Genomic DNA, 15,927 nt, shown 5'->3' with positions numbered 1-15,927 from the left:
ACCCCCTCAGTCGATCGGGACGCCCTCGACTGCGCCGTCCTCGATCGACTCGACCGACTCGACGCCACCGTAGGTGACGGCCGAAAACGACGCCTCGATCGTCTCGCCCGGCCCGAGGATGTCGATCGTTCCGTTCTCGCGCGGAGCGTCGGGGACGGGCGCGCTCGGATAGGCGGTGGTCGGTTCGAGCCCGACGTTGTAGTTGCGGCCGAAGTACGGATACCGCTCGTCGCCGCCGAGCGGCTGCCAGTACCAGACGCACTCGAAGGGGTCGACCGGGAACTCGAAGCCGAAGCCGAGGTCCAGATCCGGGTTCGTGAGCGCGTACCAGCCCTCGGTGAGATCGGTCGCGTACGCGACGTCGTGGATCCGGCTCTCGCGACCGGGGATCTGTCGCAGGTCGACCGTCTCCCCCGTCGATCCGGGTGCGTCGGGCCAGTCGAACGTGGCACCGGAGGCGAGTCGCGCGTTGGCGTGGTCCTCGCCGTACGCCTCGACGACGCCCGATTCGGCGGGGACGTCGAGCCTGGCCGCCGGATCCAGCAGGGGCGAACCGAGCGTGAGGTGTTGCTGCCAGATGTACTCGAGTTCGACCTCGCCGCGGTTCGTGACGGACTCGTCGATCCGGAGGCGCGACTCCCCCGCCGCGAGCGTCAGTTCGCGCTCGACCGCGAACGGGTAGCGCACGAGTTCCGTCCACAGGACGAGCGAGACCCGGTCGTCGTCCCGCCGAACGCGGTACTCCCAGGGGAGCAGCGCGCTCTCGCCGTGGATGCCGTACGGGACGCCCCCGAAGTCGTCGGTGAACCCGGCGAGCGGGAGGTTGAGCTGCCACCCGCCCGGGTAGTGGTCCATCCACGCCGTCGGGTCAGCCGAGGGGACGTACCGCGACTCCGGCGGCTGCCAGTTGTGGTGGGTCTCCCAGAGGACGTCGACGTCCGTCCGCTTGTCACGGAACTCCAGGATGTCACCCCCCTTGCCGGGGAGCACCATGACGCGGAGGGAGTCGTTCTCGAGGAACACGGCGTCGATCCCCCGGTACGTGAACTCGTCGGACGCACGCGGGGAGCGGTTGGATCGTGGTGTCATACGTGCACTGACATGACCAGTCGGTATAGTCGTTCACTTCCCACACGGGTCTCCGGAGACCGTGTGCGCTCGCCGATCGCGACCGCCGACCTACCCTCGTGCTCCGAGGGATCGCGGTCGCGGCTGCTCGGTGGGAGGTTTCGACCGCCGCACGAACCTCCCCACAGGGAAACACTCATCATGTAGTCAGGCTAACCCGTCTCTGCGCCAGTCACTGGCTGGCAAGGTGTGACAATACATGGCACAATACACGGTCGCTGGGATCAACTTCGCCCACTTCCACATGGGCGACATTCTGGGCATCGTCGCGGACAACCCCGACACGGAACTCGTCGCGATCTGTGACGAGGACCAGGAGTCGTCGACGCTCGGGCTGCAGGACACGGCCGACGAGTTCGGACTCGACGACGACCGGGTGTACACGGACCACGTGGCCTGTCTCGAGGAGCGCGAACCGGACATCGTCGTGCTCTGTCCGTCGCCGGCCGACCACGTCGAGTGGGTCGAAAAAGTCGCCCCGTACGGCGTACACGTCGTCCTCGAGAAGGGAACCGCGCTCACGCCCGGCGGCTACGACCGGATGATCGAGGCGATGGAGGCCGGTGGCGGGACGTTCCTCACGAACTGGCCGCTGGCGTGGTATCGCTCTCACCGGACGGCGAAGCGACTCATCGACGAGGGGACGGTCGGCGAGGTGGTCGAGGTCCACTACTACGACGGCAACAAGGGGAGCGGACGGTTCGAGAAGGTCGAGTTCACGGACGCGGGCGAGATGCACTTCGCGGGTGGCGACCAGAAGGACGTCGCCGCCGCGGCCGAGACGTGGTGGCACCAGGCCGAGAAGGGTGGCGGGTCGCTCGTCGACTACCTGGGGTACGGTGCGAACCTCGCGACCTGGTTCCGCGACGGCGAACTCCCCGTCGAGGTGACGACCCGGACCGAGGTCCCCGAGTGGTCGGAGGTGGACACCCAGAGCGTCACCGTGGCGCGATACGAGGGGAAGGGCCTCTCGAAGTTCGAGACACGGTGGGGGACGTTCACCGATCCGTGGGTCCACCAGCCACAGCCGAAGTGTGGCTTCGTCGTCACGGGGACCGAGGGAACCATCAGCAGCTACGACTACGAGGAGACGGTGCGGGTACAGACCGCGGAGCAGCCCGAGGGGTACGAGGTCGAGGTCGACGAACTCGAAGCGCCGATCAGAGACCAGGTGGAGTATCTCGTCCACTGTCTCGACCACGACGTCGACGTCGAGTTCGAGCCGCTCTCACCGTACCACTGCCGCGAGTCGAACCGGATCGTCGTGGCCGCCCGGGAGAGCGTCGAGCGCGACGGTCCCGTCTCGGTGGAGTGAGGAGGCGAACCGATGACGGACCGAGCCACCGACGGCGGCAGTGACGGCGACGAGGAGTACGGACTCGCGGAGATCGTCGACCTCGAGGAGACGACGGCTCCCGATCTCCCGTACCGACCGAGCGACCCCGACAGCTACGATCCGAACATCGCCCTCGTCGGGACCGGCGGGATCAGCGACCAGCACCTGACGGCGTACACCGACGCCGGCTACTCCGTGGTCGCGCTCTGCAACCGCACCCGGAAGAAGGCCGAGGAGAAGAACGACGAGTTCGAGCTCGACGCCGACGTCTACACCGACTACCGGGACGTACTGGCCCGGGACGACGTCGAGGTGGTCGACCTGCTCCCCCACCCGAAACAGCGCGAGCCCATGATCGAGGACGCCCTCCGGGCGGGGAAACACGTCCTGAGCCAGAAGCCGTTCACGGTCGACGTCGACTTCGGCGAACGCATGGTCGACCTCGCCGACGATAAGGGAGTCACACTCGCCGTCAATCAGAACGGGCGGTGGGCCCCCCACTGGAGCTACATCAGACACGCCATCGACGAGGGGCTGATCGGCGACCCGCACGGCGTCCACTTCAACGTCGACTGGGATCACAACTGGATCGTGGACACGGAGATCGACGAGGTCCGACACGCGATCCTCTACGACTTCGCGATCCACTGGTTCGACATCCTCCGGTGTTTCGTGGGCGACGCCGAGCCGACGCGCGTCTTCGCCTCGTTCGAGCCTTCGCCGAGCCAGCGCGCCACGCCCCCGATGCTCGGCCAGGCGCTCGTCGAGTTCGACGGCGCACAGGCGACGCTCTCGTTCGACGCCGACACCAAACTCGGTCCGGAGGACCGGACGTACGTCGCGGGGACCGAGGGGACGATCAAGAGCGAGGGACCGGACCTCGAAGAGCAGACGGTGACGATCTACACCGCCGACGGCTACGCGTCGCCCGAACTCGTGGGGACGTGGTTCCCCGACGGCTTCCACGGGGCGATGGCCGAACTGCTCTCGGCGATCGAAGCAGGGCGCGAGCCGTACAACAGCGCACGTGACAACCTCCGGTCGCTGGAGCTGTGCTTCGCCGCCGTGGCGAGCGCGGAGGACCACGAGCCGAAGACTCCCGGTGACGTCCGCACCATGCGCGGGTTCGACCCCGCAGAGTAGGCCGTCGGTGCCGAGCCGTGACCCCGTCACGGAGTCGCCGTGTGACTGCGGACCACGGCCTCCCGCCGTTTCGACGCGCTTTTTATCGGCCGTGGGCTTCTCCCACGCATGGCAGACTTCCAGGTGGTCGTCGCGGACCCCGACTCCGGCGCGACCTACCAGACAGAGGTATCGGGACAGGACGCGAACCGCTTCCTCGGACGCGATCTCGGCGACGAAGTCGACGGGAGCGCCGTCGGCCTCGACGGCTTCACGCTCGAACTCACCGGCGGCTCCGACGCGGCCGGCCGACCCATGCGCGCGGACGTCTCCGGCCCCAACCTGAAGGAGATCCTCTCGACGGGCGGCGTCGGCTACAAACCCACGCGCGACGGCGAGCGCAAGCGCATCACCGTCCGTGGCCGACAGATCTCCGACGAGACCGTCCAGATCAACGCGAAGGTCGTCGCCGGCTCCGGCGACGTCGCCGCCGCCTTCGGCGAGGCCGACGACGACGAGTAAGCGGACGTGCCCGAACGCGTCCCCAGCGACCACCCCTCCGTCGCGACCTACCGAACGAGCCTCGAGCGTAGCGGCGGCACGCGCCGACCGTGTCTGCGGCTCCCCGCCGCCGCCGCGGTCGACGAGGGGATCGTCCGACTCGTCCTCGACGGCGACGCCTTCTATGCCCCCGTCACGCGCGACACGACGGGCCTAGTCGTCCGTGGTGCCTACGACAACCGCCGCATGGCCCGCGAACGCGAGGGGACGAACCGGCTCGTCGAGTGGGCCGACTCGGTCGGCAGGGACCCCGGCGACGCAGTCGAATTCGACGAGGTCGACCCCGGTGCCCTGTACGGGCTCCGCGTGCCGGGAGCCCGTGCGGTCTACACGGCGATCGAGACACCGCGCGACTCGCTGAGCGCGATCGCCGAACGGCTGGAACGCGACGACGAGTGACGCGGTTGGACGGGCTTTTCACCCCGGACCGCGCACCGCCCGTATGAGCAAACTCGACGAGTTCCTCGCGGGCGAGCGGCTCGACGACGTCGCGCTGTTTCTCACCCACGCGTTCCTCGACGACGAGGGGAAGATCGCGAACTACGGCGAGGACGTCGACGAGGGCGTCGTCCTCGTCGTCGACGGCGAGAAAGGTCGGCGTCTGTTCGCCGCGGGCACCGGAATGGACGCGATGCAGTTCGCCAGGGAGGCGATGGACACCGAGGGACGGATCGACCGTGATCTCTCGGGCGGCGACTCACCCGACGGTGGCGACGTCCAGTTCGTCTTCGCGTTCGCCGAGGCACAGAACGAGGAGGTCGGTGGGCTGTACGCCGAGGGCGACGTCATCCACGCGTACGCCTACTCCTCGGAAGGGACCGCCTTCTCCGATCGGTGGGTCGTCGACGCGGAGTGAGCGGTGACGGGCCGGGTGAGTCTTCGACGCGGAGTGAGCGCCGACGAACGGGATCGGGGTGGGGTGGTTCCCGCCCGTCGTCCGCCGTTCGAACGCCGTCCGTCGGACGCCGACACAAAGCTCATTACACACCCCACGCGAGCAGCCGATGCCTTCGGGGTCTTCGGTCGTCACACGCCCCGTGGTTCGTGGGTCGTCTCCCCCAACGACCCTTTCTCCCCCGGTTTCGCTCCCGTCGAGCGTCGCGACGCCGAGCCGTTCGACAGCCCCGCGTCTCTCCGGGACGCCGGATGGCTCTCGACGGGGAGGCGATGCCAGCGTCGTCCGTCGGCGCGGGTGTCAGCCGAGTGGAGCTACCGGTCCGTCTCGAGCCCTTCGTCGTCCGCGTCGTCCCCCGCACTCCCGTCGGCTGCCGTCTCCGCGACCCGCTCGAACGCCGCGAGGATGACGCGTTTCGTCGTCGCGCCCTCCGTGGTCCAGTGGTGGGCGTAGTCGAGCATGTCGTCGTAGATGTCGGGCTTGCAGCCCGCGGCCTTCGGGTGGCCACCGCCGTTGACCAGCGCGGCCACCTCGTGGCACCGCTCGAACGTCTCCGACCCCCTGAGCGAGGCGCTCCCGGCTGGCTTGACGACGACTGCGGCGTCGGCTCCCTGCTCGCGGAGCGATTCGGCGACCTCGTTCTGTGAGCACCGGCCGTAGGTCACGCCGACGAGCCACTCGCCGACCCGCTCGAACTCCGCGCGGTCGATCGCCAGGTCGATCAACTCCTCTTTCTCCACCCGCCGGTAGGCGATGTACTCCGTCACGGCGTCGGGGAGGTCCGCGCCGTACGTCCCCACGACGGTCACGTACTCCTCCGGCGAGGTCCAGTACGCGTAGTCGGCGAGGTCCGCACTCCGGGGGTCCTCGTTCAGCCAGAGGTCGTGGTCGCGCGTCACCCGGGCCAGGTCGGTGAAGCGGTCGGGGAAGTCGTGGTCGAGCGAGCGGAGCGCCACGTCGGTCGAACACTCCTCGTCGGAGTCGCCGACGACGAGGTCGACGCCCGCCGCGCGAACCCCCTCGGCGACGTCGTCGTCCCACTGGTGGTGGTCGAACCACCGGATCGCGTCGGCACGCTCTGCGAGCGCCGAGAGCGCCGGTCCGACCGTGTCGAGGTCGTCGGGACAGAGGTCACAGACGTAGACGGTCGCCCCGGAGTCGAGGTGCTCCGCGACCCGGCGGAGTGCCTCACCGAGCGAGTGCGGCCCCGTCGCGACCAGCGCGACCGGCGAGTCGGCGTCGTCCTCTCCGGATTCGGCCGTCGCTGCCACTTCGTCCGCGTCCTCGTCACTGTCGGCGGTGTCGACGGTCGTCGCGTCGACGGCACCGTCGGATGCGGTGTCCGCTCCCGGTCCATCCCTGACTCGTGCAGCGAGCTCCGTCTCGAACGGGGCGACGTCGAGCGCGGCGTCGTGCAGCTCCCGGACGAGCGCGGCACACCCCAAACCGTCGGCGTCGCCGTCGGCGACGACGACCGCCTCGCTCCCCTCGACCGCCTCGCGGGTTCGCTCGTCGGCGTACTCCTCGTCCAGCGAGTCTGGATAGAAGAATCCCGTCCCCGGGAGCCGCGACTTCCGTGACAGCGAGAGACCGTTCGCGTCGATGAGGCTGTCGTCCATACCGCTCTCTCGGGTCGACTCCGGAAAAGGGTGGCCTTCCGTGCCGCGCAGTCGTGCGCTTATAGGGTCTCGTCTTCGGCCAGCTGTCTGACCGTCAGCACCGGCATGGGACACGTCCGGACGACCCGCTCCGCGACGCTCCCGAGGAGGAACCGGTTCTCGCCGTGCCTGCCTCGCGTGCCCATCGCGACGAGGTCGGCGTCGTGGGCTTCGGCGTACTCGCGGATCTCCGTCGCTGGACGCCCCACGCGGACCGACGTCGTCACGTCGAGGTCCGTCGACGCCCGCACGTCCGCCAGCGCCTCCTCGGCTCCCTCCTTCAGCGCCGTCTCCATCTCCTCGTGGAGGCGATCGGGCGACGAGTCGACCTCGTCCGTGTCGACGATCGAGATGGCGTGTACCTCCGCGTCGAACCGCCGGGCGAGGTCGAGCGCCACGTCGACGGCCCGCTGGACGCTCTCGGAGCCGTCGGTCGCGACGACGATGGTCTCGAACATGTCCCGGGGTTCCGACGGGGACGACATAAATCCCGCGTGGCACCGCCGTCGTCGGTGGCGGTCTTCCCGACACCTTCCGGGACGGTCGGACACCGCGTTCTCGGCCCACGACACGCCGCGTCCACACCCGCGGAGGCGACGGGTTTTTGCCATCGGCCGCCACACCCCCACGCATGGAACACGCGCAGTCGGGCCCGCTCGACGTCGAGCTCGTGCTCGTCCCCGTCGACGGGAGCGAGGAGTCGGCGCTCGCCGTCGAGTACGCCGTCTCCATCGCCGCCGAGTACGACGCCTCGGTCCACGCCGTCTACCTCCTCGGCGAGGAGGTCGTCCGCGCGATCGAGGACGGGACGATCGACGAGGACAGCGTCGCCGGCGAACACGAGGCGTTCATGGACCGCGTCGCCGACTACGCCACCGGGAAGGGAATCCACATCTCGCACTCGACCGCGTTCGGCTTCTCGACGCGCGTGAAGACCCGCCACCCCGGGAGCGCGATCCTCGACACCGCCGAGGAACTCGACGCGGACTTCCTCGTCGTCCCCCGCCAACCCGTCTCCGGCGACCCCGGGGAGGTCCTGGAGAAGGCCGCCGAGTACGTCCTCCTGTACGCCTCCCAGCCAGTGCTCTCGGTCTGAGAACGCGGACGGAGACGACGTTCTGCCGCGCCCCGTCTCAGTCGTCACCGCCACCGATGCGACGGTCGTCGCTCCCCGCGAGCCGTGCCGACACCTCGTGCAGGAGTCCTTCGAGCCGCGACCGCTCGACCTCCCACCACGTCGGGCTGTGGTGGTAGCTCGCGAGCACGTCCTGGACCGCCTGGAGTTCAGCGTGCGTAAACTCGCACCCCCCGGCGTCGAGCTCCGCGAACGCCCGCTCGATCTCGCTCGTGGCCGCGGAGCCGTGGTCGCTCGTGGCCGCCGTCTCGCGGCCGAGCCAGTCGAGCAGGACGTGGTGGAGCGTCCACCGCTGCTCGCGGGAGAGCACCAGCGACTCCACGGGGGCAGGGGGGTGTCTCTCGACCATGGCTTCGGCTCTCCGGTTCGGACCGGTCGCTACTAAATCCATGGTACCGGCTGTCACACGGGGCCGACCGCGATCCGGTGGTCGTCAGTCGGCGACCCTCAGTTCGCGGACGCGAGCTTGCACTCGTTGATGTAGTCCTGCGCGTAGGGGTGACCGGGGTACAGCGCCTGGACGTCTTCGAGCAGCGTCGTCGCCCGGTCGCAGTCGCCCCGCCAGTAGGCGGCGAGCGCCTCCTCGTACTTCTGGTCCATCTCGCCCGAAGTGTTCTCGACGTTGAGTTCGCGGAGGAACTCGACCGCGAGGTTGACGGGGAGCGCGAACTTGATCGCCTCGATCCCCCGTTCGGGGCCGGCTCCGAACGTCGCGATGCCGATCACCTCGCCGTCCATGTTGTAGACGGGACCGCCACTGTTGCCGGAGTTGATCGCGGCGTCCGTCTGGATGGCTTCGATACCGGTCCCCAGCGTGCGGCGCGCACTCACGACTCCCCGAGTGACGGTCGGTTCGAGCGTCTCGTCCGGGTTGAAGAACTGCTCCAGCACGAACGCGGGGTAGCCGATGATGAACACTTCCTGTCCGACCTCGACCGTGTCGGAGTCGCCCACCGTGACCGACGAGAGGTTGTCCCGTTCGACCTTGATGATGGCGATGTCGCGTCCCCACGTCGGCTGCCCGCCGATGTCCTGCATCACCGTTCCCTCCCGCCGGATGTCGGCCGGCCACGCGCGGACCTGGAGGTTATCGCCCGGTGCCCCGACGCCGTTCAGCACGAACACGTCGCGTTTGGCTCCCCTGATCTGTCCCTCCTGCAGGAAGTAGTTCAACACCTTGCTGAAGAGGATCTCGACGATCTGGTCGCGTTGCCCCTCGGGGATCCGGTAGTACGCCGACGCGTCCTGCAGCAGTTCCTGACGGAACTCGCCGGCGAGCCGCTGGAGCAACATCTGCTGGAAGTCCTGGCCGGTGAGGACGACGTGGGCGTTCGTCACGATGTACCCGTCCGGGGAGACGATGAACCCGGTTCCGCTCCCCCCGGTCCGCACCTCGCGCTGTTCGAGTCGGCCGGTCTGACTGGTGTCTTTCACCACCTGGAGGTTCGCGATCTGCGAGACGATGTCGCCGTCGGTCGCGCTGCTGGCGCCCGCGGTCTGTCCGCCGACCCGCTGGTACCCGTACGTGATTCCGTCCGCGCCGGTGATCTGGAGCCCGTCGCCCGAGACCGCGTACTGGACCTGCGACGTCGTGACGACCGGCGCCTGGTACTGGAGGAGGAGTACGGACCCCTGGACGCTGTACAGCCCGCTGAACGCGCCGACTTGCGCGTTCGTCCCGCTGAACTGACCGTCCGGGGTGAACGTCACCGTCTCACCGGCGGTCTGCCAGGTTCCGACGACGGTCCCGCTGTTGGCCGCGGCCGCCGCCGCTGCCGCGTCGACGAGCGTGTACGACGGCCACACGGCGGTCCCGCTCACCAGCGCCTGGATGTGGACGATCGCCGCCCGGTCCAGCTGTGACACGCGGGTGATCGTCCCCGGCTGATCGGCCGCGGACCCGCCCGACCCGCCACCGTTCCCCGACCCGGTGCAGCCGGCGAGTCCGACGGCGACCGCGGCGGGGATGGTTCTGAGCACGTCTCGTCGCGTAACCGCCAATCCCTCACTCATGAGAGATGTACGACACGTCAAATCTTAACCCTTGTTACACTGTCTTTGTAGTTTGAAAATCAGAAAAAGTGGATATATGTGGCGTGAGCCCGTCACCGAGTCGGTCCCGCCGTCACCCCTGCAGGTCGTCCTCGTCGGGGTCGCTCCACGGATCGTCGGCCGACACCGGCGACAGCGCGCGGTCGAGTTCCTCGTCCGAGTAGTCGACGTCGGAGAGTACCATCGCCAGCCGCTGCCACCGGCGACTCTCCGCGCCGTCCGCCTCGGGACCCACGCGGGCCCCGTGCGTCTTGAAGAAGCGTGTCCCCCTCCCCCGACGCGCGCCCTCGCCCGTGTGCTGATCGAAGATCACGTCGAACCGGCCGCCGGGTTCGAGATCGCCGACGGGGAAGTCGACCGACGGCTCCTCGTTCGCCTCGGCCGCCTCGGCTCGCACGTCGGCGATCCGCCGGAAACACTCGTCCGCGTTGGCGGCCTCGCGTGACGAGCGGGCACGGGCACACGCGAGCGCGCCGTGGATCGCACAGAGTCGCCCCTCCCACGAGTCGGGGTCCCACCGATCGGTGGCGAGGTGTTCGTAGCGTTCGACGAGGAGCGCGACGTCCTGCCCGGCGCGGAGGTCCTCGACCACGTACAGGTTCAGCCGGTCCCAGAGGTGCCACGCGTAGCCCGACCGGGCGAGCTCCCACGCCGCCCACGCCGCCACCCGCTCGTCGGATCGGCGGACGGCCTTCTGGAGGAGGCTCGAGACGTCGTAGCGGTTGTAGCCGCCGTTCGTCTCGTGTTCGTCCTTCTGCTCGCCCCTGTCGGTTGTTCCCTCGCGTGCCTCCGGCGGCGTCTCCGTGTCGAGACTCCCGTCGGCTCCGAACGTCGCCTGTCGCTCGTCGGTCATGCGTGGACGGAGAACGACCAGCGGTACGGTTGTTGCGGTCGCGGTCCGGTCGGTCGACGGTGTCCGCAGGGACTCCGGCTCAGCGCAGTCGGATCGTCATCTCGAGCTCGAAGCTCTCGGCGTTGCTCGTCTCGAACCCCGTCTGCTGGTAGAGGTTCACCGCGGGGTGGTTCCACCGCTCGACCGTGAGCCACACCTTCTCGACGCCCTCTGCACGGCCGTAGCCGAGCAGCGCGTGCATGAGCCGCGTGCCGATCCCCGACCGCTGGTACGCCTGGAGGACGAAGATGGCGAGTTCGTACGCGTCGTCGTCCGGAACGAGCGTCGCGTGGCCGGCAGCGGTCTCGCCGTCCCACGCGATCACGTTCAGACAGTCCTCCGTGAGGATGTTCGAAAGCCACGCACGGATGCGTTCTTCCTTCCCGGGCGGGATCCCCTGGGCGCGATCGGCCGGGTCGAACGCCTCGTACATCTCGACGAGTGCCTCCTCCTCCGCGTCGCTCCCGTCGTACGGCCGGATCTCGATCTCGCGCTCCTCGTAGTCCTCGAACGTGAGCGGGGGTGCCTCGAACGACTCCGCCGGGTCGTCGGGGTAGGTCCGGTCGCTCATCGTCGCACCAGCGACACCGTCACGTGGGAGTTCAGGAGGACGAACTCGGCAATGGAGCCGATCTTGATTTTCCCCATCGGGCTCGTCTCGCCGCCGCCGAGCACGATCTTGTCGAACTCCTCCGCCTCGCTGAGGTGGACGAGCTCGCTCCCGGGGTCGCCCTCGAGGTGGCGGATCTCGGCGTCCAGTCCGGCCTCGTCGAGCACCTCGCGAACACGCGCTTCGACCGCCTCCCGCGAGAGCTCCGCGGCGGGGTTGTCGACGATTCCGACGGTGAGGTCGTCGCCGGCGTCGACCGCCCGGGCGACGGTCTGCTCCAGTGCCGCCATCGAGTGATCCGTTCCGCCGACTCCCAAGAGCACCTTCATACGCGGGGAGTCGGCGGGCCGGGAGAAAAACCCGCGGGCTTCGTCGTGTGTGTCACGCGCACTCAGAGCCCGAGTGCGACCTGTGCCAGTCCGAGGAAGACGAGGAAGCCGAGCACGTCGGTCGCGGTGGTGATGAAGATGGTCGCCGACGTCGCGGGGTCCTTGCCGACCCGGCTCAGCACCAGCGGGATGAGGGTCCCGAAGAAGCCGGCGATGACGAGGTTCAGCACCATCGACACGCCGAGTACCGCGCCCAGCAGGGGGCTCTGGTTGAACACCGTGGCGATGACCGCGACGAGGACGCCGGTGATCGCGCCGTTGGCCGCGCCCGCGACGACCTCGTTGAAGACGGCGCGCCCGCCCGTCGGCAGCGACACCTGACCGAGCGCGATACCCCGGACCGTGACGGCCATCGACTGGGTGCCGGCGTTGCCACCCATCCCGGCGACGACCGGCATGTACACCGCGAGGAGGGTGAACGCCGCGATGGTGTCCTCGAACAGGCCGACGACGGCCGCCGCGAGGAAGGCCGTCCCGAGGTTGATGATGAGCCACTTGTATCGACTCCGGATCTTCACGAGTGGACCGTCGAGGACGCTCTCCTCCTCCTGAACGCCCGTGAACTCGTAGAGGGTCTCCCCCGCCACCTCCTCGATGACGCCGAGGAGGTCGCCGGCGTAGATCACACCGAGGATGGTCCCGTCGTCATCCAGCACCGCGACCGACCGCTCGGGGTTCGACCGGAACACGTCGACGACGTCGGTGTCCGGGCTGTCGTATCTCACGGTCGGCGTCTCGATGACGTGGTCGCGGAGGTCGACGTCGTCCCGGTCGGTCATCGCCAGGGTCCCGCCGGGTAGCTGTCCGAGCAGCGTCTCCCCGTCGGTCACGAAGATCGTCGGAAACCGGTCGGTTCGATCCTCGTAGCGACGGACCCGCTGGGCGATCTCGGCCAGCGTCCGCTCGATCCCGACGGTCACGTAGTCGATATTCATGTGTCCGGCGGCGGTCTCGGGACTGAACTCCAGGAGGAACTCGATCTTCTCGCGGCGATCCTCGTCGAGTCGACGCAGGACGGTTGCTCGTGTCTCCTCGTCGGCGAAGCCGAGCACGTCGGTCGCCTCGTCGGGGTCGAGTCGCCGGACGAACTGCTTCAGCTGGGTCGGGCTCATGTCCACGACGAGCGTCTCCTGAACCGACTCCGGGAGCCGGAAGAACAACTCCCGCTGGTGTGCCCGCGAGAGGTGCCGGAACTCCTTGGAGGGGGTCTGGGAGGTGGCAATCGCCCGTCCGGCGTCCTGCAGCGCCTCCGACGTGATCGACATGGTTCGCCTCCGAGAGGTGCGACTGTCGACTAAACGTTTGGGGAACGCGTGAGGCACTCGGGCGGGACACGCTCGGCCGTGTACGTGTCGACGCCGCGTTTTCGAACGTCGAACCCGGCAGCCGTCAGCTCACGGACGTCGACGGCGAGCACGACCGGGTCCCCGTCTGCGTGGCGCTGTCCGACCGTTCTGGCGGTCTCTCGGCCGCCCGAGAGGTGGACCGTCTGCCGTCCCATCGGTTTCAGCCCCTCGTCGAGGATCGCGTCGAGATTTCGGGGTGCGGTGCCGTGGTAGAGCGTCTCGGGGAGGTCGTCCTGCGTCTCGGTCTCACGGTCGCCGGATACGTCGTCTCTCCGTCCGGCGTCGAGATCGACCGCGATCGAGTGGCCGTACGCCGCCCGGATCTCGACCCGGTCGCCGCGCTCGCGGCGCTCGAACCGTCCCTTCGGGTCCGTCGCGACGACCGCTCCGACCGCGCGGTCGTCGGCCCAGCCGTACTGTCGCTCGGCGCACGCGACGAGTTCCGTCAGGGCGGTCCACCCGCCCGCGTCGAGCGTCAGGCCGGCGTCGTCGGGGAAGTGCCGGAGCGCGCCCGAGCAGAACGTGGAGAGCCGCCTTCGGCGGTGGCCGTCGAGGATTCGGTCACCGTCGCCGTCACACGCGGGACAGGCGGGCGGGTCCCGGTCGTCGGCCGCGCGTGCGTAGTAGCCGTGCGTGGCGCACTCGAACACCGGTTCGGTCATCACCCGTGGTTCGGCGGTCGACGCAGGTGTACGTTTCCCTCCCGTGAGACGGCGAGGGCGACCCGGCGGGCGCGGTCGGATCCCTGTGCCTCTCTATCCGGATGGAGCCTCTCTCCGGTCGGCTCGCCGGCAACTCGTCGACGAACCGGGTCGTGGCCACCTCGACGCCCGAGGGGTCACCGGGCGATGCCCGAGGATTCACTGGACGACGCGCTCTGGTGGTCGTCGAGCGACCGACCTCACCGCTGCCGCAGGGACAGCCTTACGACGACCGCCCCCTTCCCCCCGTCCATGAGTTCGGTTCCCGAACGGTCGGAGATCGCAGCCGAGTACAAGTGGGACCTCGACTCGGTCTACGCGTCGGACGAGGACTGGGAGGCGGCGTTCGCCGACGTCAAGCAACGGATCCCCGAACTGCGGGAGTTCGAGGGACAGGTCACCGAGGACGGCGAGACGCTCCTGGCGGTGCTCGAACTGGAGGAGGAGGTGATGCGGGAGCTCTCGAAGGTGGTCTCGTACGCCAACCTCCGCTCGGCCGAGGACACCCGGAACCAGGAGTTCCAGGCGCTCTCCGCGCGGGCGCAGTCGCTCTCGGCCGAGGCGCAGAGCGCCGTCTCGTACGTCGAACCCGAGCTCCAGGCGCTCTCTCGCGAGGAGGTGCGAGAGCTCGTCGACGACGAACCCGGCCTGGAGGCGTACGACCACTACCTCGACGACGTGCTCCGGATGAAGCCGCACACCCGCTCGACGGAGGTCGAGGAGCTCCTCGCGGACCTCTCGGAGATCACGGGCGCGGCGAGCGACGTCTACTCGATGCTCACGAACGCCGACATGGAGTTTCCCACCGTGGAGAACCCCGAGGGTGAGGCGGTCGAGATCACGCAGTCGAACTTCACGAAGCTCCAGAAACACCCCGACCGCTACTTCCGACGGCAGGTCCACGAGGAGTTCTACGACCGGTGGGAGGAGGTCCGCAACACGGTCGGGGCGGCGCTCAAGAACAGCGTCACGAAGGACGTCAAGATGGCGCAGGTACGCGACTACGACACGGCCCGCGAGGCCGCACTCGACGGGCCCAACGTCCCGGTCGCGGTGTACGACACCCTGCTCGACACGGTCCACAGCCACCTCCACCACCTCCACCACCACGCCGAACTGAAGCGCGACGCCCACGACCTCGACGAGCTGCGGACGTGGGACCTGTACGTCTCGCTCACGGGTGAGGAGTCGCCCACCGTCGAGTACGAGCAAGCGGCCGAGTACATCACCGGGGCCGTCGCTCCGCTGGGAAGCGAGTACGCCGAGCGGATGGCGGAGGGGCTCGACTCGCGGTGGGTCGACGTGTACGAGAACCGCGGCAAACGGTCGGGCGCGTTCTCCGCGGGGACGTACGACACCCAGCCGTTCATCATGATGAACTACCAGGACGACGTCGAGTCGATGTTCACACTCGCCCACGAGCTGGGCCACTCGATGCACTCCGAACTCGCCAACGAGAGCCAGCCGTGGCAGTACGCGAGCTACGACATCTTCACCGCCGAGGTCGCGTCGACGGTCAACGAGACACTGTTGACGCACCACCTGCTCGAGACGGTCGACGACCCCGAGTTCAGGATGCACGTCCTCGACCAGTACCTCGAGCGGTTCCGGTCGACGCTCTACCGCCAGACGATGTTCGCCGACTTCGAACTCCGCATCCACGAGGTGATCGAAGACGACGGCGCGCTCACCCCCGACCGGCTCGACTCGATCTACGGCCAACTGAAAGAGGAGTTCTACGAACCCGCCGTGATCGACGAGCGGATCGAGCGCGAGTGGATGCGCATCCCTCACTTCTACTACAATTTCTACGTCTACCAGTACGCGACCGGGATCTCCGCGGCGGTCGCCATCGTCGAACGCATCCTCGACGAGGGCGAACCCGCGGCGACGGCGTACCGCGATGCCCTCCGTCTGGGTGGGCGGGAGTACCCCCTCGAGGTTCTCCGGACGGCGGGCGTCGATCTGACCGAACCGGCTCCCATCGAGAGCGCGCTGGCCGTCTACGGCGACTACCTCGACGAGGCGGCCTCGCTGCTCTGAGTCGTCCGGGCCACGCCATTCGTCGACAAAAACATATCGGTTCAGGAACGTTCCCCGCG

At 68.5% G+C, this 15,927-nt stretch carries 17 protein-coding genes; 7 read left to right on the top strand and 10 right to left on the bottom strand.

Features of this window, described 5'->3' with window-relative positions:
- Positions 1-6: 6 nt before the first annotated feature.
- Positions 7-1,089, bottom strand: coding sequence for a DUF4432 family protein (locus FZP69_RS08095; RefSeq protein ID WP_152040817.1), 1,083 nt, complete (start codon positions 1,087-1,089; stop codon positions 7-9).
- Positions 1,090-1,327: 238 nt separating this feature from the next.
- Between FZP69_RS08095 and FZP69_RS08090 the strand changes: the two genes are divergently transcribed.
- From FZP69_RS08090 to FZP69_RS08070, 5 genes are all read left to right on the top strand, one after another.
- On the top strand, positions 1,328-2,443 hold the full coding sequence (locus FZP69_RS08090; RefSeq protein WP_152040816.1) for a Gfo/Idh/MocA family protein: 1,116 nt from the start codon (positions 1,328-1,330) through the stop codon (positions 2,441-2,443).
- Positions 2,444-2,455: 12 nt separating this feature from the next.
- Complete coding sequence (locus FZP69_RS08085; protein WP_152040815.1) at positions 2,456-3,607, top strand: Gfo/Idh/MocA family protein; 1,152 nt, start codon at positions 2,456-2,458, stop codon at positions 3,605-3,607.
- 108 nt (positions 3,608-3,715) lie between these two features.
- Positions 3,716-4,108 carry a 30S ribosomal protein S6e gene (locus FZP69_RS08080; RefSeq protein ID WP_152040814.1) on the top strand — a complete coding sequence of 131 codons (393 nt, stop codon included), beginning with the start codon at positions 3,716-3,718 and terminating at the stop codon, positions 4,106-4,108.
- Positions 4,109-4,114: 6 nt separating this feature from the next.
- A complete protein-coding gene (locus tag FZP69_RS08075) occupies positions 4,115-4,546 on the top strand; it encodes a DUF7112 family protein (RefSeq protein WP_152040813.1) in 432 nt (143 codons plus the stop codon).
- Positions 4,547-4,589: 43 nt separating this feature from the next.
- Entirely contained in the window at positions 4,590-5,003 is a 414-nt protein-coding gene (locus tag FZP69_RS08070) for a DUF5807 family protein (protein WP_152040812.1), read from the top strand.
- Between the two features lie 353 nt (positions 5,004-5,356).
- Here FZP69_RS08070 and FZP69_RS08065 read toward each other — a convergent pair whose 3' ends face one another.
- Together FZP69_RS08065 and FZP69_RS08060 are read right to left on the bottom strand one after the other, a co-directional pair.
- Complete coding sequence (locus tag FZP69_RS08065; RefSeq protein ID WP_152040811.1) at positions 5,357-6,661, bottom strand: DHH family phosphoesterase; 1,305 nt, start codon at positions 6,659-6,661, stop codon at positions 5,357-5,359.
- Positions 6,662-6,720: 59 nt separating this feature from the next.
- Positions 6,721-7,158, bottom strand: coding sequence for a universal stress protein (locus FZP69_RS08060; protein WP_192918506.1), 438 nt, complete (start codon positions 7,156-7,158; stop codon positions 6,721-6,723).
- Positions 7,159-7,331: 173 nt separating this feature from the next.
- Here FZP69_RS08060 and FZP69_RS08055 point away from each other — a divergent pair, with 173 nt between their 5' ends.
- Positions 7,332-7,796: a universal stress protein gene (locus FZP69_RS08055; protein ID WP_152040809.1), complete on the top strand. Its 465-nt coding sequence runs from the start codon at positions 7,332-7,334 to the stop codon at positions 7,794-7,796.
- 37 nt (positions 7,797-7,833) lie between these two features.
- Here FZP69_RS08055 and FZP69_RS08050 read toward each other — a convergent pair whose 3' ends face one another.
- The 7 genes from FZP69_RS08050 to FZP69_RS08020 all read right to left on the bottom strand — a co-directional run bounded on the left by FZP69_RS08050 (position 7,834) and on the right by FZP69_RS08020 (position 13,786).
- Positions 7,834-8,184 (bottom strand): DUF7853 family protein, encoded by a 351-nt coding sequence (locus FZP69_RS08050; protein ID WP_152040808.1) that lies wholly within the window; start codon positions 8,182-8,184, stop codon positions 7,834-7,836.
- 98 nt (positions 8,185-8,282) lie between these two features.
- Positions 8,283-9,848: a trypsin-like peptidase domain-containing protein gene (locus FZP69_RS08045; RefSeq protein ID WP_152040807.1), complete on the bottom strand. Its 1,566-nt coding sequence runs from the start codon at positions 9,846-9,848 to the stop codon at positions 8,283-8,285.
- A gap of 112 nt (positions 9,849-9,960) precedes the next feature.
- Entirely contained in the window at positions 9,961-10,740 is a 780-nt protein-coding gene (locus tag FZP69_RS08040) for a hypothetical protein (protein WP_152040806.1), read from the bottom strand.
- A 79-nt stretch (positions 10,741-10,819) separates the two neighbouring features.
- The gene (locus FZP69_RS08035; protein WP_152040805.1) at positions 10,820-11,350 is read right to left on the bottom strand and encodes a GNAT family N-acetyltransferase; all 531 of its coding nucleotides are present in this window, start codon (positions 11,348-11,350) and stop codon (positions 10,820-10,822) included.
- The gene (locus FZP69_RS08030) at positions 11,347-11,718 is read right to left on the bottom strand and encodes a universal stress protein (protein ID WP_152040804.1); all 372 of its coding nucleotides are present in this window, start codon (positions 11,716-11,718) and stop codon (positions 11,347-11,349) included. Before FZP69_RS08030 ends, FZP69_RS08035 begins: the two co-directional genes overlap by 4 nt.
- A 62-nt stretch (positions 11,719-11,780) precedes the next feature.
- Positions 11,781-13,043, bottom strand: a complete 1,263-nt coding sequence (locus tag FZP69_RS08025) for a magnesium transporter (protein WP_152040803.1) — start codon at positions 13,041-13,043, stop codon at positions 11,781-11,783.
- A 29-nt stretch (positions 13,044-13,072) separates the two neighbouring features.
- A complete protein-coding gene (locus FZP69_RS08020) occupies positions 13,073-13,786 on the bottom strand; it encodes an RNA 2'-phosphotransferase (RefSeq protein ID WP_152040802.1) in 714 nt (237 codons plus the stop codon).
- A gap of 291 nt (positions 13,787-14,077) precedes the next feature.
- Between FZP69_RS08020 and pepF the strand changes: the two genes are divergently transcribed.
- Positions 14,078-15,868 carry an oligoendopeptidase F gene (pepF, locus tag FZP69_RS08015; protein WP_152040801.1) on the top strand — a complete coding sequence of 597 codons (1,791 nt, stop codon included), beginning with the start codon at positions 14,078-14,080 and terminating at the stop codon, positions 15,866-15,868.
- Positions 15,869-15,927 lie beyond the last annotated feature (59 nt).

This window comes from Salinigranum salinum, from assembly GCF_009176545.1.
GTDB lineage: Archaea > Halobacteriota > Halobacteria > Halobacteriales > Haloferacaceae > Salinigranum > Salinigranum salinum.
This window is presented reverse-complemented; position numbering and strand designations above follow the sequence as displayed.